20 protein-coding genes and 1 riboswitch are annotated in these 20,103 nt (G+C 70.5%); of the genes, 5 read left to right on the forward strand and 15 right to left on the reverse strand.

Features of this window, described 5'->3' with window-relative positions:
• Window positions 1-96: 96 nt before the first annotated feature.
• Window positions 97-1,332: a glycosyltransferase family 87 protein gene (locus ABZ079_RS19405; RefSeq protein ID WP_356940642.1), complete on the forward strand. Its 1,236-nt coding sequence runs from the start codon at window positions 97-99 to the stop codon at window positions 1,330-1,332.
• Here ABZ079_RS19405 and ABZ079_RS19410 read toward each other — a convergent pair.
• Entirely contained in the window at window positions 1,293-2,615 is a 1,323-nt protein-coding gene (locus ABZ079_RS19410) for an MATE family efflux transporter (protein WP_356940643.1), read from the reverse strand. The genes ABZ079_RS19405 and ABZ079_RS19410 overlap by 40 nt on opposite strands.
• Before the next feature lie 88 nt (window positions 2,616-2,703).
• Here ABZ079_RS19410 and ABZ079_RS19415 point away from each other — a divergent pair, with 88 nt between their 5' ends.
• Window positions 2,704-3,261: a PadR family transcriptional regulator gene (locus ABZ079_RS19415; RefSeq protein ID WP_356940644.1), complete on the forward strand. Its 558-nt coding sequence runs from the start codon at window positions 2,704-2,706 to the stop codon at window positions 3,259-3,261.
• Here ABZ079_RS19415 and ABZ079_RS19420 read toward each other — a convergent pair.
• The 5 genes from ABZ079_RS19420 to ABZ079_RS19440 all read right to left on the reverse strand — a co-directional run bounded on the left by ABZ079_RS19420 (window position 3,218) and on the right by ABZ079_RS19440 (window position 8,550).
• Window positions 3,218-4,405 carry a hypothetical protein gene (locus ABZ079_RS19420; RefSeq protein ID WP_356940645.1) on the reverse strand — a complete coding sequence of 396 codons (1,188 nt, stop codon included), beginning with the start codon at window positions 4,403-4,405 and terminating at the stop codon, window positions 3,218-3,220. The two genes, ABZ079_RS19415 and ABZ079_RS19420, sit on opposite strands and share 44 nt — an antisense overlap.
• Before the next feature lie 27 nt (window positions 4,406-4,432).
• A complete protein-coding gene (locus tag ABZ079_RS19425) occupies window positions 4,433-5,434 on the reverse strand; it encodes an NlpC/P60 family protein (protein WP_356940646.1) in 1,002 nt (333 codons plus the stop codon).
• Between the two features lie 235 nt (window positions 5,435-5,669).
• Window positions 5,670-6,710, reverse strand: coding sequence for an NlpC/P60 family protein (locus tag ABZ079_RS19430; protein ID WP_356940647.1), 1,041 nt, complete (start codon window positions 6,708-6,710; stop codon window positions 5,670-5,672).
• Between the two features lie 211 nt (window positions 6,711-6,921).
• Entirely contained in the window at window positions 6,922-8,265 is a 1,344-nt protein-coding gene (locus ABZ079_RS19435) for an NYN domain-containing protein (RefSeq protein WP_356940648.1), read from the reverse strand.
• A 45-nt stretch (window positions 8,266-8,310) separates the two neighbouring features.
• Complete coding sequence (locus ABZ079_RS19440) at window positions 8,311-8,550, reverse strand: hypothetical protein (protein WP_356940649.1); 240 nt, start codon at window positions 8,548-8,550, stop codon at window positions 8,311-8,313.
• 153 nt (window positions 8,551-8,703) lie between these two features.
• On the opposite strand from ABZ079_RS19440, the gene ABZ079_RS19445 reads away from it, so the two are divergent.
• Both ABZ079_RS19445 and ABZ079_RS19450 read left to right on the forward strand, forming a co-directional pair.
• Window positions 8,704-9,495: a rhomboid family intramembrane serine protease gene (locus tag ABZ079_RS19445; protein WP_356940650.1), complete on the forward strand. Its 792-nt coding sequence runs from the start codon at window positions 8,704-8,706 to the stop codon at window positions 9,493-9,495.
• Window positions 9,492-9,773 carry an Lrp/AsnC ligand binding domain-containing protein gene (locus ABZ079_RS19450; protein ID WP_356940651.1) on the forward strand — a complete coding sequence of 94 codons (282 nt, stop codon included), beginning with the start codon at window positions 9,492-9,494 and terminating at the stop codon, window positions 9,771-9,773. The genes ABZ079_RS19445 and ABZ079_RS19450 overlap by 4 nt, the downstream gene beginning before the upstream one ends.
• A 241-nt stretch (window positions 9,774-10,014) precedes the next feature.
• Here ABZ079_RS19450 and ABZ079_RS19455 read toward each other — a convergent pair whose 3' ends face one another.
• From ABZ079_RS19455 to ABZ079_RS19480, 6 genes are all read right to left on the reverse strand, one after another.
• Window positions 10,015-11,388, reverse strand: coding sequence for an aminotransferase class V-fold PLP-dependent enzyme (locus ABZ079_RS19455; RefSeq protein ID WP_356940652.1), 1,374 nt, complete (start codon window positions 11,386-11,388; stop codon window positions 10,015-10,017).
• 182 nt (window positions 11,389-11,570) lie between these two features.
• Window positions 11,571-11,687, reverse strand: a riboswitch (SAM riboswitch).
• 141 nt (window positions 11,688-11,828) lie between these two features.
• The gene (gene trpD, locus ABZ079_RS19460) at window positions 11,829-12,893 is read right to left on the reverse strand and encodes an anthranilate phosphoribosyltransferase (RefSeq protein WP_356940653.1); all 1,065 of its coding nucleotides are present in this window, start codon (window positions 12,891-12,893) and stop codon (window positions 11,829-11,831) included.
• Between the two features lie 121 nt (window positions 12,894-13,014).
• Window positions 13,015-14,652, reverse strand: coding sequence for a cytochrome bc complex cytochrome b subunit (locus tag ABZ079_RS19465; RefSeq protein WP_356940654.1), 1,638 nt, complete (start codon window positions 14,650-14,652; stop codon window positions 13,015-13,017).
• Window positions 14,649-15,707 carry a Rieske 2Fe-2S domain-containing protein gene (locus tag ABZ079_RS19470; protein ID WP_356940655.1) on the reverse strand — a complete coding sequence of 353 codons (1,059 nt, stop codon included), beginning with the start codon at window positions 15,705-15,707 and terminating at the stop codon, window positions 14,649-14,651. Before ABZ079_RS19470 ends, ABZ079_RS19465 begins: the two co-directional genes overlap by 4 nt.
• On the reverse strand, window positions 15,704-16,516 hold the full coding sequence (locus ABZ079_RS19475) for a c-type cytochrome (RefSeq protein ID WP_356940656.1): 813 nt from the start codon (window positions 16,514-16,516) through the stop codon (window positions 15,704-15,706). Before ABZ079_RS19475 ends, ABZ079_RS19470 begins: the two co-directional genes overlap by 4 nt.
• A 62-nt stretch (window positions 16,517-16,578) precedes the next feature.
• Complete coding sequence (locus ABZ079_RS19480) at window positions 16,579-17,199, reverse strand: heme-copper oxidase subunit III (RefSeq protein ID WP_356940657.1); 621 nt, start codon at window positions 17,197-17,199, stop codon at window positions 16,579-16,581.
• 154 nt (window positions 17,200-17,353) lie between these two features.
• On the opposite strand from ABZ079_RS19480, the gene ABZ079_RS19485 reads away from it, so the two are divergent.
• The gene (locus tag ABZ079_RS19485) at window positions 17,354-17,755 is read left to right on the forward strand and encodes a hypothetical protein (protein WP_356940658.1); all 402 of its coding nucleotides are present in this window, start codon (window positions 17,354-17,356) and stop codon (window positions 17,753-17,755) included.
• An 80-nt stretch (window positions 17,756-17,835) separates the two neighbouring features.
• Here ABZ079_RS19485 and ABZ079_RS19490 read toward each other — a convergent pair whose 3' ends face one another.
• The 3 genes from ABZ079_RS19490 to ABZ079_RS19500 all read right to left on the reverse strand — a co-directional run.
• Window positions 17,836-19,098 carry an Ig-like domain-containing protein gene (locus ABZ079_RS19490; RefSeq protein WP_356940659.1) on the reverse strand — a complete coding sequence of 421 codons (1,263 nt, stop codon included), beginning with the start codon at window positions 19,096-19,098 and terminating at the stop codon, window positions 17,836-17,838.
• A gap of 165 nt (window positions 19,099-19,263) precedes the next feature.
• On the reverse strand, window positions 19,264-19,662 hold the full coding sequence (locus tag ABZ079_RS19495; protein WP_356940660.1) for a cytochrome c oxidase subunit 4: 399 nt from the start codon (window positions 19,660-19,662) through the stop codon (window positions 19,264-19,266).
• On the reverse strand, window positions 19,659-20,103 hold a 445-nt coding region (locus tag ABZ079_RS19500), incomplete at its 5' end, for a cbb3-type cytochrome c oxidase subunit I (RefSeq protein ID WP_356940661.1). The genes ABZ079_RS19500 and ABZ079_RS19495, both read right to left, overlap by 4 nt.

Consider the following 20,103-nt stretch of genomic DNA (forward strand, 5'->3'; position numbering starts at 1 on the left):
GAGTATGTGGCACGCACACAGGTGCGCAGGACATCATGGGGACACGGAATCGGACGGCACGGCCTTCGAAGCGGCAATCGAACGACAGGGGAGCACGTGGAGACGAAGGCGGCCCGGCCGTCCCTGACCTGGCTGCTCGCGACCTGGGGCGTCACCCGCGTGGTGCTGCTGCTGTTCGTCTTCCGGGTCTACGTCTTCCCGGGCCCGGACGTCACCTCCGACGTGTCGGTGATCTACCGCGGCTGGTACGAGGTCCTGCGGCACGGAACGTTTCCCCTGGACGACGTGACCTGGCAGTACCCGCCAGCCGCCGCCCTCGCGATCCTCTCCCCCGCCGCCCTGCCCTTCCTGTCCTACGCGCACGCCTTCTTCGTGCTGGCGTTCCTCACCGACCTCGCCGTCCTGGCCCTGCTGCGGTATCCGGGCGGACGGCCCGGCCGGTCCCTGCGCGGGGCCTGGGTGTGGGTGGCGGGGGTCCCGCTGCTCGGGCCGACGGTGTACGCCCGCTACGACGTGATGGTGACCGCGGTGGCCGTGGCGGCCCTGCTCGCCGGGGCCCGGTACCCGCGGCTGATGGGCACGCTGACGGCCTTCGGGGCGCTGCTGAAGGTGTGGCCGGCGCTGCTGCTGGTCGGGGGCGTGCGGCGGCGGGCGTGGGCGTCGGCGGTGGTGACCGCGGCGGGCCTGGCGGCGCTGTTCGCGCTGTCCATGCCGGGCTCCTTCGCCTTCCTGACCTTCCAGCGGGACCGGGGCACCGAGGTGGAGTCGCTGGGCTCCCTGGTCTTCCATGTGGCCCGGCACTTCGGCTGGCACGGCGAGGTGCTGCTGAACTACGGGTCGATCGAGTTCCTCGGCCCGCAGGTGGCCCAGGTCAGCACGGCGGCGCTGGCACTGACCGGGGTCGCGTTCGGCTGGCTCCTGCTGTGGCGGCTGCGCGCGACCCGTTTCGCACCGCACACGCTCGCCGACGCGGCCTTCACGGCGGTGCTGCTGTTCACCGTCACCAGCCGGGTGATCAGCCCGCAGTACCTGGTCTGGCTGATCGGGCTGGCCGCCGCCTGCCTGACTCACCGGGCGAGCCGTATGGGGGTACCCGCGCTGATGGTCGTACTCGCGTCCTTCGTGACGGTCCTGGAGTTCCCGCTCGGTTTCTCGCACGTGGTGGTGAGCGACTGGTACGGCATCACCCTGCTGGCGCTGCGCAACGGCCTGCTGGTCGCCGCCACGCTCACGGCGGCCCGCCGGCTGTGGCGCGCGACCGTCCCGCCGGTTGCCGCCGCCCCCTTCCCGCCTCAGGCCACCCGCGCCCAGGAGACCCCGGTCTCCTCCTGACGCCGGGCCCGCAGCAGCAGCGCCGTCACGGTCGCGCACTGCGCGGCCATCGCGAGCGCCAGCGCCAGGCAGACACCGGGCAGGCCGAGGCCGGCCAGGGCGTACGCCAGGGGCAGCTGGACGGCGGTGCCGAACAGGGTGACCCGGAGCAGTACGGGCGCTCCGCCGCTGCCTTCGAAAACCCCGCCGAGCGCGATGAAGCAGGCCATCAGCAGCAGGTACGGGCCGATGCAGCGCAGGAACAGCACGCCTTGGTGGGCGACGTCGGATCCGGCGCCGAACGCGGCCATGATCCAGGGGGCCGTGGCGGCGAACAGGACGGCGGCCGCGAGGCCCAGCGTGCCGGAGACCAGCACCGCCTGCCGGCCGATGTCCCGCCGCGCGTCCTTCCCGGTGCCCCGGGTGTGCGCCGTGTGGATCGCGGCGGCCTGCCGTACCGCGTAGAAGGCCATGGTGGCGACGTACAGGACCTTGTAGGCGATCGAGTAGGCGGCCACCGCGGTCATCCCCAGTCGGGCCACGATCGCCACCAGGACCAGCGCCCCGCCCTGACGCACGGTGAAGTCGGCGGACATGGGCAGGCCGGTGGTGAGGGTGCGGCGCAGGGCGGCCGCCGCCGGCTCGCCCGCACGGGCCCCGGCCGCCGTCCGCAGCAGGGCGTTGCGGCGCAGGGCACGCAGACCCACGGCGAGGGCGACGCAGCGGCACAGGACGGTGGAGGCGGCGGCGCCCCGGACGCCGTGGAGATGGACCAGAACGGGGTCGCAGACGAGGATCAGCCCGTTGGCCAGCAGGGCGAGCCGCATGGGGGTGCGGGTGTCGCCGGTGCCCTTGAGGATGCCGTCGACGAGCTGCTGGGCGAAGAAGACGGCCAGGCCGGGCAGGGAGATCGCGAAGTAGGCGGTGGCCAGGCGCGGGGCCGCGCCCTCGTCACCGCCGAGCACCAGGCCGGCCAGCGGCTCGCGCAGCAGCAGGCCGCCGGCCACGACCACGGGTGTCACCAGCCCGCACAGGGCCCATCCGCCGCGGACCGCGGCCCGTACGGCGGCGGGGTCGCGGGCGCCCCGGGCTTGTGCCGTCAGCACGGTCGTACCGGAGGCGAAGACCAGCGCGACGCCGAGCAGCACGTTCTCGGTGGTGGTCGCGACGGCGACGGCGGCGACGGCGGCGCCGCCGAGCCGGGAGACCCAGACGGTGTTGATGATCCCGGAGGCGACCGAGGCGAGGAGCGAGAAGTAGACGGGGTGGGCGAGCGAGACGAGTTGCCTGCGGTGAGCGTTCACGAGACTCCCTCTTGTCGAGCTACCTCGATTCGAGATAGCTCGATAAGAGCTAGCATGTCGTGGACGTCCGCTGCAAGGAGGAGTTCGCGTGCTGGAGTTGTCGATCCTGGGCTTCCTCGCCGAGGAACCGCTGCACGGCTACGAGCTGAAGGAGCGCATCAAGGCGCTGAGCGGGCATGTCCGTCCGGTCAGCGACGGCGCGCTGTACCCGGCCATCAACCGGCTCGTCGCCGCCGGACTGCTCGACCAGCGCACCGAGGAGGGCGCGAGCGCCGCCCCGCGCCGGGTGCTGTCGCTGACCGAGCAGGGCCGCGCGGAGCTGCTGGAGCGGCTGCGCGGCCCCAAGCAGGCGGAGATCACCGACCACGTCCGCTTCAACACGGTCCTGGCCTTCCTGCGGCACCTGGACGACCCCGCCGAGCAGGCCGCCGTGCTGCGCCGTCGGCTGGACTTCCTCGAGGCCCCGGCGAGCTTCTTCTACCGGCAGGGTGAGCCGGTGCGCGCGGAGGAGGCCGGGGACCTGTTCCGGGAGGGCATGCTGCGCGTCGCCCGGGCCACCGGGAAGGCCGAGCGGGAATGGCTGCGCGAGGCGATCGGCACGCTCAGCCGAGCTGCGTCCCGACGTACTCCCGCCAGCGCGCGGTGAACTCCTTCGGGGTCGTGCCGAGCACCTTCTTCAGCGCCTGCTCCACCGCGCCCGTCCGCTTCCCGTGGGCGCCGACGGCCCGGTAGAAGGCGCCGAGCCGGGCCGTGCCCCAGTGGTCGGCGATCATCCGGCAGGCCAGCCAGCCGCCCTCGTAGGCCTGCGCCAGCTCGGTGGGGTCGCCGGTGAAGCCGAAGTCCCTGTCGGCGGGCAGCGCGTCGGGCACCTCGCCGTCCCGGACGGCGCGGGCGAGTTCCGGTGCGACCTCCGTCGGGGCGCGGCCCGTATCGAGGTAGCCGATCCAGTCGGCGTAGCCCTCGGAGAGCCACAGCGGAGTGGCGGCGGTGGTGTGGGCGCGGGTTGCCACGTGGGTGGTCTCGTGGGTGAGCACGACCTGCTTGCCGACGTCACCGAGTCCGTCGTACGCCTCCGGGTTGACGACCACCCGGTCCGCGGGCGCCTTGCCCGAACCTCCCGCCTCGCCGGTGGTGACGGCCGCGATGCCCCGGTAGTTCGCGGCGGGTGAGCCGAGCAGGCCCGCCATGCCCGCCAGCGAGCGCGGCACGAGGACGACGGCCCGCCGGCTCCAGTCCGTGCCCCACTCCCGCGAGACGGCCGGGACCGCGCGGTCGGCCAGCCGGGCGAAGACCCGCAGCTCGGCGGTCGGCCGACCGGTGCCGAGGACCAGGCTGCGCGCACCCTTGACGGCGGTCACCGTCCCCTGGTCCCACAGCTGCTGCCCGGCCTCCTTGGCGGGTCTGTCGGCGCTGACGTACCACTTTCCGTCGGCGGTGCGGGCGAGGGTGAGGGTGCGGCGGGCGTCGACGGGTGCCTTGTCGTAACCGGCGACGCGGTAGCGCAGATCGGCGTCGGCGGTCGCGCCGGAGAAGGTGCGGTGCACGCCGGTGACCCGGTAGGCCCACGAGGCCAGCGGGAGGGCGCGCAGCCGGGGGTACTCGGTGCGGCTGCCCGTCGCGCCGTACGCCGCCTCGTCGTGGCCGAGGAGGGCGGCCGCGCGGCGGTCGAGCACGTGCTGCACCTCGGCCCGGGTGGAGTCGGCCGCCGTCCGCCCACCGCAGCCGGTCAGCGGCAGCAGCAGACACAGCCCCACTGCCCCGATGCGCCACGCCCCTCCACGACCAGCCACTTCCCGATCGTACGGCGAGGAGCGCGGTCAGGGACGGGTGACCGAGGAGACGGGCATCATGCCGACCGGGTCGTAGCGCACCGGCGCGCCCGGGTACGGAGCGTGGATGACCTGGCCGTTGCCGACGTACATCCCCACATGGCTGGCGTCGGAGCGGTAGACGACCAGGTCGCCGGGGCGGGCCTGGGAGAGCGGGACCTGCCGGCCGGCGAAGCGCTGCTCCTGCGAGGTGCGCGGCAGATGGATGCCGGCGTGCGCGTACGACCACTGCATCAGGCCCGAACAGTCGAACCCGGAGGGGCCGTTGGCACCCCACACATAGGGCCGGCCGAGGGCGGCGCGGGCGGCGGCCACGGCCGCGGCCGCGCGGGCGTCGGGGGCGACGCCGCGGGTCAGGCCGGGCAGGTCGGTGCGGCTGCCCCGGGAGGCGCGGTCGAAGGCGGCGCGTTCGGCGGCGGACAGGGAGTTGAGCAGCTGCCGGGCCTCGGTGAGTTTCCTCTCCACGGTCCGCTTGTGGGCGGCGACGGCCTTGCGGCTCTTCTCCAGCGCGGCGAGCTTGCCGGCCGCCTCCGAACGCTCCTGGGCCAGCTGGCGCATCGCGGACCGCAACTCCCGGAGCTGACCGGCCTGCTGGGCGCCGATGCGGTCGAGGGTGGCGGCCTTGTCGAGGTAGTCGTCGGGGTCGTCGGAGAAGAGCAGCGCGACGGCCGGGTCGATGCCGCCGGAGCGGTACTGGGCGCCGGCCAGCGAACCGAGCCGCTCCCGCAGGGTGTTGATGCGCTGCTGCTGCCGGGCGATGTGGTCCTGCGCGTCGCGCACCTCACGGCGCAGGGTGCCCGCCCGCTCCGCGGCCTTGTCGAAGGCCTGGGTCGCCTGCTCGGCCTCCTGGTAGAGCCGGTCCACCTCGGCACGGGTGTCGCCGTGCGGCGCTGCGTGCGCCGGCACGGCGCCGAGCGTGGCCGACAGCACGCACAGGGTGGCCGCGCCCCGGTCGAATCCGGACGATGCAAGGCGGCGATGGGACCCCACGACAGTCCTTCCGCTGGCGGACAGAGACCGCTTCCCGGGCGCCTGGGGACGGGGAGACCCCAGCGCCGTGGAAACGCGCCAGACAGTAGCCGTGCGGGAGGGCCCCGGCCAAAGACCCCGAAGTCAACACAGACTGACGCCCCGCCGCTGACGCAGGTCAACGGCGGGGCGGGGAGTCAGTTCCGGTTCACGGGATTCGCCCGTTCGGGCGCCACCGGGTGCGGGTGTCGACGGTTCAGACGCGGACACCGAACATGAACGGTCCGCCTATGGTGCTCATGGACTCGTACCGGACGACCGTGCCGGTGCGCGGGGCGTGCAGGACCTGGCCGTTGCCCGCGTACAGGCCCACGTGGTGGATGTCGTTGAAGAAGAAGACCAGGTCGCCGACCTGCAGGTCGCTCTGCGAGTAGATCCTCGTGCCGATGCCCGCCTGCGCCTGCGAGGTCCGGGGGATGGAGACGCCGGCCTGGGCGTAGGCCCAGGAGGTCAGGCCCGAGCAGTCGAAGGAGGACGGGCCGGTGGCGCCGTAGACGTAGGGCGAGCCGATCTTGCTCTGGGCGGCGGAGAAGGCCGCCGCGGCCCGGCCGGACGAGGGCGGGGTGTCGCCGAGGTCCACGCGCTCGGTGGAGGAGCGGTTGGCGCGCTGCTGCTCGGCGGCGAGTGCCGCCTTCTCCTTGGCGGTCAGGGTGTTGAGGAGTCTCTGCGCCTCGGCGAGCTTGCCCTGGACTTCCTTCTTCTTCTGCTCCAGCTGGGTGCGCGTGGAGGAGAGGTCCTTGAGCTTCTCGGTGGCCTCGGCCCGGTCCTGGGCGAGTTCGCGCTGTTTGTCCTGGATCTTCTTCAGCGCGTCGACCTGCTGGCTGCTCAACTGGTCGAGCGTGGAGGCCTTGTCGAGGTAGTCGTCCGGGTCGGAGGACAGGAACAGCTGGACCGAGGGGTCGATGCCGCCGGAGCGGTACTGTGCGGTGGCCAGCGAACCCAGGCCGTCGCGCAGCTTGTTGAGGTCCTGCTGGCCGCGGGCGACGTTGTCCTGGATGGTGGAGATTTCCTTCTGCAGCTTCTGCTGCTTCTCCTTGGCGCCGTTGTACTTCTCGGTGGCCTGCTCGGCCTGCTCGTAGAGCTTGTCGACCTTCGCCTTCACCTCGTCCTTGCTCAGCTTCTCGCTGGGGGCGGCGTTGGCGGCGTTCGCGCTCAGCGCGACGGCAGCGGCGGCTGCGGTGGTCAGCACGGTCACACGAGTGCGACTCGGCTGCTTGGGTCGACGATGGGACGCCACGGAGGACGAACTCCTTCTTGTGAGTGTTCACCCGTTCGGAGGTTCGAGGCCAGACCCTAGTGACCCGGTTGTGATCAGTTCAAATCCTCGCGCCGAAAAACCCGTCCCGCAATGCATTCTTTGCACAGAACTCACATGCAGTGATAGTGGATTGACACTGCGCTGCGTGATGATGCGGCCAATTCGGGCATTGCCCACGTCCGTTGGACCTTCAGGACAGTCGCTTGAGAAGTACCGCAGAGGCCACCGGTCGGGCACCCGCCCTGGCGACCCCGTCGGCCACCTCGCGGTCGGTGGAGGCGACGATGACCGGACGGCCCGGCGGCTCCGCGCGCACGAGTTGGCGGATCAGCTCGTCGGCCGTGACGCCCGGCTTGGAGAACAGCACCCGCACCCCGCGCGGCGGCGCGAGCAGCACCGGCGCGGCCAGTTCGGCACCGTCGAAGACACAGGTCACCTCGGCGCCGGTCTGCGCGGCGAGCGCCGAGAGCTGGCCGAGCAGTCTGAGCCGCTGCTTCTCCAGCGGCATCTGCGGATAGCCGGTCTTCGTGACGTTGTAGCCGTCGACCACCAGATGCGCCTGCGGCAGCGCGAGCAACTGGTCGAGGATCGCCGGATCGTTCTCGGACAGGGCGCGGGCCGCGATGTCCTTCGGGGTCATCCGTCCCGGTTCGACCGCGTCCACGGTCTCGGCCGGGCGCACGGACACCGGGGGCAGGGCGAGTTCGCGCCGGAGCCCCTGGGTCGCTTCCAGCAGGGTGTCGAGCAGCAGCCGCACCCTCATGTCCTCCACACTGCGGCCCTCGCGGGCGGCCCGCCGGGTGGCCTCCAGTGCGGCCTCGGCCTCGCCCAGGCGGGCCTTGAGCCGGCGGGACTCGCTCTCGGCGGCCGACACCTGCGCCTGCGTCTCGGCGCGCACGGCGTCGATCTCGCCCTGCGCCTTGCGGAGGGCGGCCTCGCCCCGCTTGACATCGCTGAGCGCGGCACGCAGCTTGCGGTGCAGCGATTCCGTTTCCTTCTTCGCCGACTCCAGCTCCGCACGCAGCCGTTCGGTCTCGGCACGGGTGTGGTCACGGGCCTGGGCCAGCTCGACGCGCAGCCGCTCCAGCTCCGCCCGGCTCTCCTCGTCCGCCCGCTCGGCGTCCGCGCGCTGGGCCTCCTCGCCGGCGGCGGTGACCAGCTTCACCCAGCCCGCCGGGCGCAGTACGTAGGCCGCGGCCGCCACATCGAGCGGGTCCGCGGCCGGGGGTGGGGAGCCGGAGTCGAGAGCGCCGGTGAGTTCCGGCTGCGCCTCTCTGAACTTCTCCCCGATCCGCTGCCGGAACAGCGGGTCGGTCTCCAGCGCCGCCGCCATCGCGTTCCCGGCGAACTTCGCCCGGCGATTGGGGGCGAACCGGGCGTACTGCCTCAGCTGGGCGGGCAGTTCGGCCACGGTCAGGCCGCCGAAGCCGTCCGAGACGATCTGCACGACCCGCCGGCGCACACCGTCGGGCAGCGGACGGTCAAGCACCTCAGCGGTGCCGTCGCCCGGCCCCCCGCCTGCGGTCTCCACCATCCGTCACACCCCACTACTTCTTCTGCTTCTCGAGGGCCGCTCCGCTCAGGAGCCGGCGCCCGGCCTGTCCACGAGCTCCACCTGGTCCACCGCGTTGCACCAGCGGCAGCGCACCGACTCGATGGTCTCACTGACCACCTCGCGCTCCTCCACCGTCGGCTCGCCGGCCAGATCGAGGTGGACGTACTCGACGACCTTCGACGAGCGGGTCACATCGAACCGGGTGAGATTGCCGCACAGGGTGCAGCGCCATCGCGTCGTGGCGGTCGGCATGGGAACCGTCATCGTGGTGGTCCGCTTCCTTCTCGTCTCGGTCCGCGCCGCCGGCCGACGCGTGTGGCTCGTAACCCTACGGCCTGGCGGCTACCCGCCGCCCGTCCGTCCACGACGGCGAGGCGGTCTGCCAGCTTGCGTCCCGTTACGTCATGCTCTGTAGTCATGATCAGCACCTGGAGCACGCCGGACGGCAGGACACGCAGAACGGTCCGGGGGGCCTCGGCACCGGTGACATACGGCCTCATCGCCCTGTGCTGCCTGATCTTCGTCCTGGGCCCGGCCTCCGGGCTCACCCCGGCGTACGGTTCCGGGGAGGCGCTGCTCGCCGCACAGCGGGCGTACTTCCGCCACTGGGGCGTGGTCCCCGCCGAGCTGTTCGACGGAGCCGCCCGCGAGCTGCTCACTCCGGCCAGCGCCCTGTTCGTGCACGGCAGCTGGGTGCATCTGCTCGGCAACATGCTCTTCCTCTTCGTCTTCGGAGCGATGACAGAGGAGCGGATGGGCCGGGTGCAGTTCACCCTCTTCTACGCCGGCTGCGGTTACCTGGCCCTGCTCGGCTACGCGGCCGCCAACGCCGCCTCCGAGCAGTCGCTGGTGGGCGCCTCCGGGGCGATCTCGGCGGTCCTCGGAGCGTTCCTCTACCTGTTCCCCCGCGCCCGCGTGACCAGTCTTCTGCCGTTCCTCTTCTTCCTGCCGCTGCGCTTCCCCGCCTGGGTGGTACTGCCCTTCTGGGCGGCCCTGCAGTGGCTCGCGGCGGGCCGCGCCTCCGACGGTCCGGGCGTCGCCTACCTCGCGCACCTGGTGGGCTTCGGACTCGGCTTCGGCTACGCGTGGGTGCGCTACGGCAAACGGAAGGGCCCGAAGGGCGGCCTTGGAAGGGCGGTGGCGGGAGACGGGAGGGCTAGAGTGAAGTCCGCACCGGCCCCGGCGTCCGAGGGAGAGAACCAGCCGTGATCACCGCGATCGTCCTCATCAAGACCAGCGTGGACCGGATCCCCGAGATCGCGGAGCAGATCGCCGCGCTGGAGAGCGTCAGCGAGGTCTTCTCGGTCACCGGCACCTACGACCTGATCGCCATGGTCCGGGTACGGCAGCACGAGGACCTGGCCGAGGTCATCCCCGGCCGGATCAGCAGGATCCCGGGCGTGCAGGGCACCGACACGCACGTCGCGTTCCGCACCTACTCCCAGCACGACCTCGAGGCCGCGTTCGCGATCGGCCTCGACAACTAGGCACGCACCGTACCCGGCCGCTCACGTCCACCGCGGCGATGCCGGCCGGCTGCCCGGTGCCCGGGGCCGGCCGGGTCGTTGCGGTCCACCCGGTGCTGCCGCCGGAGGCGTAGCGGCGCGGCGCATCCCTGGTCGCCGAGGGCGCGGGTCGTCGCCTGCCGGCCCCGGCCACGCGGCGGAGCCGCACATCGGCACAGCCCCGCACGCACCCCCGAGGGCGTTGCGCCTCGGACCGGCCGTGTCACACCGCCGGGACGCAGCGGCCGTCCTCGGTGCGGTAGGTCCACTTCGCGCCCTCGGCCACCAGCTCCCTGACCGCCGTGACGAACCGCTCCACGTGCTCGTCCGGCGTGCCCGCGCCGAAGCTCACGCGGATGGCGTTGAGGGACTTCTCGCCCGGAGCCGCCTCGGGGGCACCGCACTCGCCCTGGGTCTGCGGGTCGCTGCCCAGCAGCGTGCGGACCAGCGGGTGGGCGCAGAAGAGGCCGTCGCGGACGCCGATGCCGTACTCGGCGGAGAGGGCGGCGGCGAAGTGGGAGCTGTTCCAGCCCTCGACGACGAAGGAGAGGACACCGACGCGCGGGGCGTCGTCGCCGAAGAGGGAGAGGATCCGGACCTCGGGGACCTCGGCCAGGCCCTCGCGGACGGTGCGGATGAGGTGCTGCTCGCGGGCGACGAGCGTGTCCCAGCCGGCCTCGGCGAGGGCCTTGCAGGCCGACGCGATGGAGTAGGCGCCGATGACGTTCGGGGAGCCGGCCTCGTGGCGGGCGGCGCTCTCGTGCCACTCCACGTCCACTCCCCCGTCTGCGCGCCGGGTGACCTTGCGGCTGGCGCCGCCGCCCGCGAGGTACGGCTCGGCCGCCCGCAGCCAGTCGGCGCGGCCGGCCAGGACACCGGAGCCGAACGGGGCGTACAGCTTGTGCCCGGAGAAGGCGACCCAGTCGACGTCCAGGTCACGGATGTCCACCGGGTGGTGCGGGGCGAGCTGGGCGGCGTCGAGGACGATCCGGGCGCCGTGCGCGTGGGCCGCGGCGGCCAGCTCCCGCACCGGCCACAGCTCGCCGGTGACATTGGAGGCGCCGGTGACGCAGACCAGGGCCGGGCCGCGGGGGTCGCGGCCGGCGAGGGCCAGCTCCAGGGTCTCGACGGCCTGCCGCGGGGTGCGCGGAGCGTTGAGGTAGGTGACCTTCGCGTCCTGCCAGGGCAGCAGGGACGCGTGGTGCTCGGTCTCGAAGACGAAGACGTGGCAGTCGGCCGGGAGGGTGCGGGCCAGGAGGTTGAGGGAGTCCGTGGTCGACCGGGTGAAGATCACCTGGTCGTCCTCCCGGCAGCCGAGGAAGCCGGCGACCGTCTTGCGGGCGTTCTCGAACAGGTCGGTGGAGAGCTGGGAGAGATAGCCGGCGCCGCGGTGGACGCTGCCGTAGTACGGGGCGTAGGCGGCGACGTCGTCCCAGACGCGCTGGAGGGCGGGGGCGCTGGCCGCGTAGTCGAGCGCGGCGTAGCTGACTTCGCCGCCCGTCACGAGCGGGACGGTGACATCCCGGCCCAGAACGGGCAGCGCCCCCGGAATGTCGTGGCAGACGGTCTGGGCGGCGGCAGCGGTGGATACGGACATGGGTGAACTCCCGTGCAAGCAGGTGGAACTCACCGCACGAGCGGACAGGGCTCGAGCGCGGATGAGGTGAAAAGGGGGATGCGGAGGCGGGGCTCTGCGGCCCTATCGCATTCGCTTGCTCACGGAAGGCTCCCTCGACGACCAGGACCCCTGGCCCCGCGCTCGGTCAGAAGCGCGCGAGGGGTCCGCGCTTGCCGCAGACCTCGCTGCCTGCGACCTGGTCTTCACCCGGGGCACCCCGCCACGGACGGAGGGTTGCCGGACAGTCGGCCGGGGCCTCATGACTGTCACTCATGACCTGATCAGGAAACTAGCCGAGCTGATCGCCGGCGCGCAACTCCTGTCCGGATCCCGGGACGCAAGGCCTGGGATCCGCCGCGCCGGCGATCAGTCACGACGGCGGAATCCGGTGGTGCCGAACCCGCGGTGACCTCTGTCGGCTAACGATTGCTCGACGCCACCCACCGCTCCAGCGTGCGCTTCGCCGCGCCCGAGTCGATCGACTCCCGCGCCATGGCCATACCGGCGCGCAGCTGGTCGGCAAGTGGTGCGTCCGTCGGCCGGAGAGCGACGAGCGCGGCCGCCGAGTTCAGCAGTACCGCGTCCCGCACCGGACCCCGCTCGCCGTCCAGCAGGCGGCGGGCGACCTCCGCGTTGTAGGCCGCGTCGGCGCCGCGCAGGGCGTCGACGGGGACGAGGTCGATACCCACGTCCCGCGGGTCGAAGGTCTCCTCCTCGACCTTGCCGTCGCGGACCACCCACACCCGGGAGGTGGCGGTGACGGTCAGCTCGTCCAGACCGTCGTCACCCCGGAAGACCAGCGCGGAGTTGCCGCGCTCGGCGAGGACACCGGCCACGATCGGCGCCATGCGCGGATCGGCCACCCCGACCGCCTGGGCGCGCACCTTGGCCGGGTTGGTCAGCGGACCGAGCACGTTGAAGGTCGTCCGGATCCCCAACTGGCCGCGCGCCGCGGCGACATGACGCAGGGACGGGTGGAACTTCACCGCGAAGCAGATGGTGATGCCGGCCTCCTCGGCGACCTCGGCGACCCGCCGCGGGGTCAGGGTGAGGTTGATGCCGAGCTGCTCCAGGACGTCGGAGGACCCGGAGGCCGAGGACGCGGCGCGGTTGCCGTGCTTGACGACCTTCGCGCCGGTGCCCGCCACGACGATCGAGGACATCGTGGAGATGTTCACCGTCCTGGCACCGTCGCCGCCGGTGCCGACGATGTCGACCGCCGGGCCGGGCACCTCGATCACATTGGCGTGCTCGTACATGGTCCGGACGAGTCCGGAGATCTCCTCGACCGTCTCGCCCTTGGCCCGCAGCGCCACCATGAAGCCGGCGATCTGGGCATCGGTCGCCTCGCCGCGCATGATCAGGTCCATCGCCCACGCGGTCTCGTCGGCGGACAGATCACGGCCGTCCAGCAGGCCGTTCAGCAGGGCGGGCCAGGAACGGCCCGCCGCGGTGTCGCCTCCAGCGGGGGTCACAGCGCTCATCAGCCGCTCCTAGTACAGAGTCCTGCGAAGTCGTACACCACCCTATCCAGCCCCGCGCACGGTGAAGGGCCCCGTCCGTAAGCCGGACGGGGCCCTTCAGCGTGGCGTGGCGACGCGGGGATCAGTGGTGGCCGTGGCCGCTCGTGATCTCCTTGAACTCCTCGACGGTCGGCTTCGGGATCTGGTTGTCCTCGCCGTAGTAGGCGTGGGAGAGCTTCGCCCGCAGCTTCTCCGAGCCCGTCACCTTGCGCTGGACACCGTTCCCGTCGACCGCCGGGCCGATCTCGGCCGGCTCGTACTGCTCGTGCGCGGTGAGGGTGTGCAGCTGCTCCTGGCTGAGCGGCTCGTGCACCTCGATGAACTCACCGTGCGGCAGCCGCTTGATGATGCCGGTCTCACGACCGTGCAGCACCTTGTCGCGGTCGCGGCGCTGCAGACCCAGGCAGATCCGCTTGGTGACGATGAACGCGATGACCGGTCCGGCGAAGAAGGAGATCCGGACGAACCAGGTGACGGCGTTGATCGACAGGTTGAAGTGGGTGGCGATGAGGTCGTTGCCACCGCCCACCAGGCCGATCATGTACACCGTGACCCACGCGACACCGAACGCGGTACGCGTCGGGGCGTTGCGCGGGCGGTCCAGGATGTGGTGCTCGCCCTTGTCGCCGGTGACCCACGCCTCGATGAACGGGTAGACCGCGATCACCGCGAGCAGGAGGCCGAAGAGCATCAGCGGGATGAACACGCCCAGCACGAGCGTGTGACCCCAGAAGTTGATCTCCCAACCCGGCATGTAGCGGACCAGACCCTCGGCGAAGCCCATGTACCAGTCGGGCTGGGCACCGGTGGACACCTGGTCCGGACGGTAGGGACCCATGGCCCAGATCGGGTTGATCTGGGTGAGCGCGGCGATGGCCGCGATGACACCGAAGACCAGGAAGAAGAAGCCTCCGGCCTTGGCCATGTAGACCGGCAGCAGCGGCATGCCGACGACGTTCTTCTCGGACTTCCCCGGGCCCGCGAACTGCGTGTGCTTGTGGTAGAAGACCAGGATCAGGTGGCCGACCACCAGTCCGAGCATGATGCCCGGCAGCAGCAGGATGTGGATCGAGTAGAACCGGGCCACGAAGTCGTGGCCGGGGAACTCTCCGCCGAAGAGGTACATCGAGAGGTACGTGCCGATGATCGGCGTCGACAGGATCGCGCCCTCGGTGAAGCGGACACCGGTACCGGAGAGCAGGTCGTCCGGGAGCGAGTAACCGGTGAAGCCGGTGAACATGCCGAGGACGAACAGCAGGAAGCCGAACAGCCAGTTGATCTCACGCGGCTTGCGGAACGCGCCGGTGAAGAACACACGCATCATGTGCACGAACATGCCGGCGAGGAAGATCAGCGCGGCCCAGTGGTGGATCTGCCGGATGAGCAGACCACCGCGCACGTCGAAGGAGATGTGCAGGGTCGAGTTGAACGCCTCGGACATCAGCTGTCCCTGGAGCGGGACATAGCTGCCGTGGTACTCCACCTCGTTCATCGACGGGTGGAAGAACAGCGTCAGATAGACACCCGTCAGGATGATGATGATGAAGCTGTAGAGGCAGACCTCACCCAACATGAACGACCAGTGGTCGGGGAAGATCTTGCGCATGTTGGCCTTGGCCAGGGAGTAGATCCCGAGCCGGCCGTCGGCCCAGTCGGCGATGCGCTCGCCGGCCGGGGCCTTCCCGCGAGAGCGGGACTCTTCGTTCGGTGCAGTACTCATCCGCGCTCCCAGAATGCAGGACCGACGGGCTCCTCGAAGTCGCCGAGCGCCTGGAGGTAACCCTCGCTGTCCACACCGATGCGCAGCTGCGGCAGGGCGTGGCCGGCGGGGCCGAAGATCACTCGGGCACCGTCGGAGAGGTCGAAGGTGGACTGGTGGCACGGGCACAGCACGTGGTGCGTCTGCTGCTCGTACAGCGAGATCGGGCAGCCGACGTGGGTGCAGATCTTCGAGAAGGCGACGATGCCCTCGTGCGACCAGTCGAGCTCGCGCTTGTCCTTGATGTTGCCCGGCTGCAGCCGGACGATCATCAGTGCCGCCTTGGCGATCTCGTTCTGGAAGTCCTCGGACTTCTCCTCCAGGCCGGCGGGCATGGCGAAGGTGAGCGAGCCGACGGCGACGTCCTCGGGACGCAGCGGCTGGTTCGTGTTCATGTTGACCAGACGCTTGCCCTTGGCCCACAGCGTGTGGCGGAGCTTGGTGCCGGGCGCCGGGCCGAGGCCGCCGAGCAGCATCACACCGGAGAGCGGCAGCAGGGCCAGCGCGCCGAACATGGTGTTGCGGATCAGCTTGCGGCGGCCGAGCGCCGACTCCTTGGCACCCTGGCGGAAGTCCGCGTGGACCTTCGCGCGCACATCGGCCGGAGCCTGGATCGGGTGGCGGTCGTCGGCGACCTCCACGTCGGACATCAGGGTGCGGGCCCAGTGGACCGCGCCCGCGCCGATGCAGAACAACGCCACGCCCAGCGTCAGGCCCAGCGCGAGGTTCTGCGCGCTGATGTGCCCGATCGGGAAGACGAAGATCGCCTTGTCGGTCGGGATCGCGAGGTACGCGGCGATGAAGCCGATGGTGGCCAGCATCGACACCGTGAACAGCAGGGCGACGACGCGCTCGGACCGCTTGGCGGCCCGCTCGTCGATGTCCTGGATCCGGTGCTCGTGAGGCGGCAGCCCCGGGTCCGCGAACGGGTTCTCCTCGTCCGCGACGCTCACTGCGCCGTGCGCGTGGTCCTGCTCAGCGGGCAGGTTCTCTTCTGGAATGTCTTGGCTACTCATGACTTCTTGGCCTTTGCGGTCCGAGCGGCGACCCAGACGGCGACCGCGATCAGCGCGCCGAGGCCGAAGATCCAGGCGAACAGGCCCTCACTGACCGGCCCGAGGCCGCCCAGCTCCAGACCACCCGGGTTGACCGTCTCGTCGCCGTTGACCGCGTTCAGGTACGCGATGATGTCCTTCTTGTTCTTCTCCGACATGATGGTGTCGGGGAAGGACGGCATGTTCTGCGGGCCGGTCTGCATGGCCTCGTAGATGTGCTTCGGGGCGACGCCCTCCAGGCTCGGCGCGTACTTGCCCTTGGTGAGGGCGCCACCCTTGCCGGTGAAATTGTGACACTGCGCGCAGTTGGTGCGGAAGAGGTCACCGCCCTTGGCGATGTCCGCTCCTTCCGGACCGTACTGCTGCTTGGTCGGCACGCTCGGGCCGGCGCCCAGGGAGGCGATGTACGCGGCAAGCTGGTCGATCTGGGGCTGGGTGTAGGTGACCTTCTTGCGCGGGAGCTGGGCCATCTGGGAGGTGGAGGCCGGCATACGGCCGGTGCTCACCTGGAAGTCGACCGCAGCGGCGCCGACACCGACCAGGCTCGGCCCGTCGGAGGAGCCCTGGCCACCGGTGCCGTGGCAGCTGGCGCAGCCTACCTCGTAGAGCTTCTTGCCCTCCTTGATGGTCAGGGACTGGGAGGTTTCATCGGCCTGCGCCTTGCCCGCGGGCGCGAACGCGGCGTACAGCCCCCCAGTGGCCGCCAGCGCGAGGAGTAGGACGACGACCGCCGCCAGCGGATGGCGTCGTCGTGCGGAGAGCTTTTTCACGGATTACCCCGGTGTCAGGATCTTCTGCGTCGATGCTTCTGGATGTGCGGGAACGGTCCCGGCTACTTGATCAGGTAGATCGTGGCGAAAAGGCCGATCCAGACGACGTCGACGAAGTGCCAGTAGTAGGACACGACAATGGCGGCGGTCGCCTGCTCGTGCGTGAACCTCTTCGCCGCGTAGGTGCGGCCGAGGACCAGCAGGAAGGCGATGAGACCGCCCGTCACGTGCAGGCCGTGGAAGCCGGTGGTCAGGTAGAACACCGAGCCGTACGGGTCGGAGGACAGCGAGATGCCGTCCCTCTTCACCAGCTCCGTGTACTCGTAGATCTGACCGCCGATGAAGATCGCACCCATGATGAAGGTGAGGATGAACCAGCCACGGAGCTTCTTCACGTCGCCGCGCTCGGCGGCGAACACGCCGAGCTGGCAGGTGAGGGAGGAGAGCACCAGGATCGTGGTGTTCGTCGCGGAGAAGGGCACGTTGAGCGCGTGCGCCATCTCCTTCCAGTGGTCCGGTCCGGTCACCGACCGGAGGGTGAAGTACATCGCGAAGAGGGCCGCGAAGAACATCAGCTCGGAACTCAGCCAGATGATGGTTCCGACGCTGGTGAGGTTCGGCCGGTTGACCGACGGGTGCGCGTGCCCGGTTTCTACTGTCGTTGCTGTCGCCACGACCGACATTATGTCGGTCGCTTATCCCGCCCTCACTCCGGGGGGTGCCGTTCGGAGTGTTGCTGCCCGCCGGGCCGGTGCTGACGTGGTGTTCATGGGAGTAACATCCGCCCAAACGGCCCCGGCCGTCCTGTCCGTACGACGCTGACGTCTCGGAGGAACAATGCAGCCGACCGCCACGGTGCTGGTCTACAGCGACGACTCCAACACCCGCGAACAAGTACGGCTGGCCACCGGGCGCCGGCCCGCTCCCGACGTGCCCCGGATCGAGTTCGTGGAGTGCGCGACTCCCGAGGCGGTCGTCCGGGAGCTGGACAAGGGCGGCATCGATGTGTGCGTGCTCGACGGCGAGGCCGTGCCCATGGGGGGCATGGGCGTGTGCCGGCAGATCAAGGACGAGGTGTTCGACTGCCCGCCGGTCCTGTTGCTGATGGGCCGGCCCCAGGACGCCTGGTTGGCCACGTGGAGCCGGGCCGACGCCGCTGTGACGTTGCCGGTGGACCCCGTGGAGTTCGCCTCGGCGCTGGCTTCTCTGCTCCGTCAGAAGCGGTTGCTGAGCGCCTGACGGCCCGGGGCGCGGGACTGGTGCGCGGCTGCCGTTCCGTGGTGGCCCGTCGCGCAGTTCCTCGCGCCCCTTCCGGGTGCTCACACCGCTGTCGGCTGGAGCCTTACCGCGTCTCCCGGGGCCGGGCCGTCCGGGGTGCCGTTCGTCAGCGCGCTGCCCGTGCGCCACTTCTTCCAGTCGACGTTCCAGTCGCCGAAGCCGTTGCCGAACGGCTCCATGGGGTCGCCGTTGGAGTTGACGACCTTGACGATGTCGCCCGCGCGGATGTTGTCGAAGAACCACTCGGCGCTGGACGTGCTCATGCCGGTGCAGCCGTGGCTGACGTTCGCATAGCCCTGGGAGCCGACGGACCAGGGGGCGGCGTGGACGTACTCGCCGGACCAGGTGACCCGGGTCGCGTAGTAGACCGGCAGGTCGTAGGAGTCGGAGCTGCCCTCGGCGATGCCGACCGTGGTGCCGCGCATCCGGACGAAGTACTGCTTCTCCAGGACGACCTTGACACCGTTGCGGGTCTCGTAACCGGGCTTACCGGTGGTGACGGGGATCTGCTCGATCTGCTCACCGTTCTTGTAGAACGTGAGCTGGTGCGCGGAGGCGTCCGTGACCACCTCGATCCGGTCACCCGTGGTGATCTTCAGCGCTTTGGACTTCCCGCCCCACAGCCGGTCACTGATCTTGATGCCGTCCAGGTTGCTGTGCACCTGCACGGTGGCGTGGGTGGGCCAGTACTCCTTGGGGCGGTAGTGGAGTTCCTTGTCGCTCACCCAGTACCAGGATCCCGGCACGGCCGGCACGGAGTCCACTCTGAGGGCCCGCTCCACGATGGCCCGCTGCGCCTTGTCCTTGATCTCCTGATCGAGTTGGGCCGTGATGGGCTGTCCGACGCCGTACTCGCCCGCGTCCGGCCCGAACGTGACGCCCAGGCGTTTCTTGCTCCTGGGCTTGCTGGTGTCGAACGTGAGGACTTTGCGGCCGGGCGCGCCGTCCTCGTCCTCGGTGCTCACCGCGACCGTGTAGTGGGCGTTGGCGGCCAGCGGGGAGGTGCTGTGCCACCGGCTGCCGTCGGCGGCGAGTTCGCCCGCCACATAACGCCCGGTGGAGTCCTGGGCGGTGACGTCGGTGATACGGCCCTCACCGCTCTTGGCGGTGACCTCCAGGGGCTTGTCCGGGTCGGCCCGCTTCTCTGCACCGGTGGGGCCGTTGAAGGAGATCAGGCCCGCTGCGTCGTACGGCCTGGCCGACAGGGGGTCGCCGTCCGAACCGCAAGCGGTGACGCCCGCGCCGAGGGCGGTCACCAGCAGGGTGCAGCTGACGACGGTGCGGGTCCGCGGAATGTGGTTCATATGATCACGCTATGAGGTGCTGAGCGTACCGGCGCGGCAGGTAACTCATACGAGTGATCGACATTACGCCAGAGGACGGACTCGCCGGGTGCGCCCGGAAAAGGCGGGAGCCCGGACCCCCTGACGGAGCGGAGGGTCCGGGCTTCCGGCGCGTGTACGCGCGTGCTACTGGGTGCGGTTCTCACCGTGGTAGTACTCGAACACCCAGCCGAACAGGCCGATCATGATGATCGGTGCCGCGAAGTAGATCAGCCACCAGCCGACCGCGATGCTGAGGAAGGCGATCGCACCGCCGGCGCCCAGCATGAGCGGCTGCCAGCTGTGCGGGCTGAAGAAGCCCAGCTCGCCCGCGTCGTCCGCGACGTCGGCTTCCTTGTCGTCCTGCGCACCCGCGTCGACCCGCCGGGCGGTGAAGCCCAGGTAGAAGCCGATCATGATGGACAGGCCGAAGGCCAGGAAGAGCGCGGTGGTACCGGCCGGCTCCTTCGACCACACGCCATACACGATGGCCATGGTCAGGATGAAGACGCTCAGCCAGATGAACATCCGACCCTGGATCTTCACTTGCCGGCCTCCTTGCTGCCCGCGATGGCGGTGCCGTGACCGCTGTGCTCGAGCTGCTCGAGCGCGGCGATCTCAGGGTGGTGCAGGTCGAACGCCGGGGATTCGCTGCGGATCCGCGGCAGGGTGAGGAAGTTGTGCCGCGGCGGCGGGCAGGTGGTCGCCCACTCGAGCGAGCGGCCGTAGCCCCACGGGTCGTCCACGCCGACCGGCTTGCCGTACTTGGCCGTCTTCCACACGTTGTAGAGGAACGGCAGGATCGACAGGCCGAGCAGGAACGAGCTGATGGTCGAGACCGTGTTCAGGGCGGTGAAGCCGTCGGCCGCCAGGTAGTCGGCGTAACGACGCGGCATGCCCTCGGCACCCAGCCAGTGCTGGACCAGGAAGGTGCCGTGGAAGCCGATGAACAGCGTCCAGAAGGTGATCTTGCCCAGGCGCTCGTCG

The sequence above is a fragment of the Streptomyces sp. NPDC006314 genome (genome assembly GCF_040613075.1).
Taxonomy (GTDB): Bacteria; Actinomycetota; Actinomycetes; order Streptomycetales; family Streptomycetaceae; genus Streptomyces.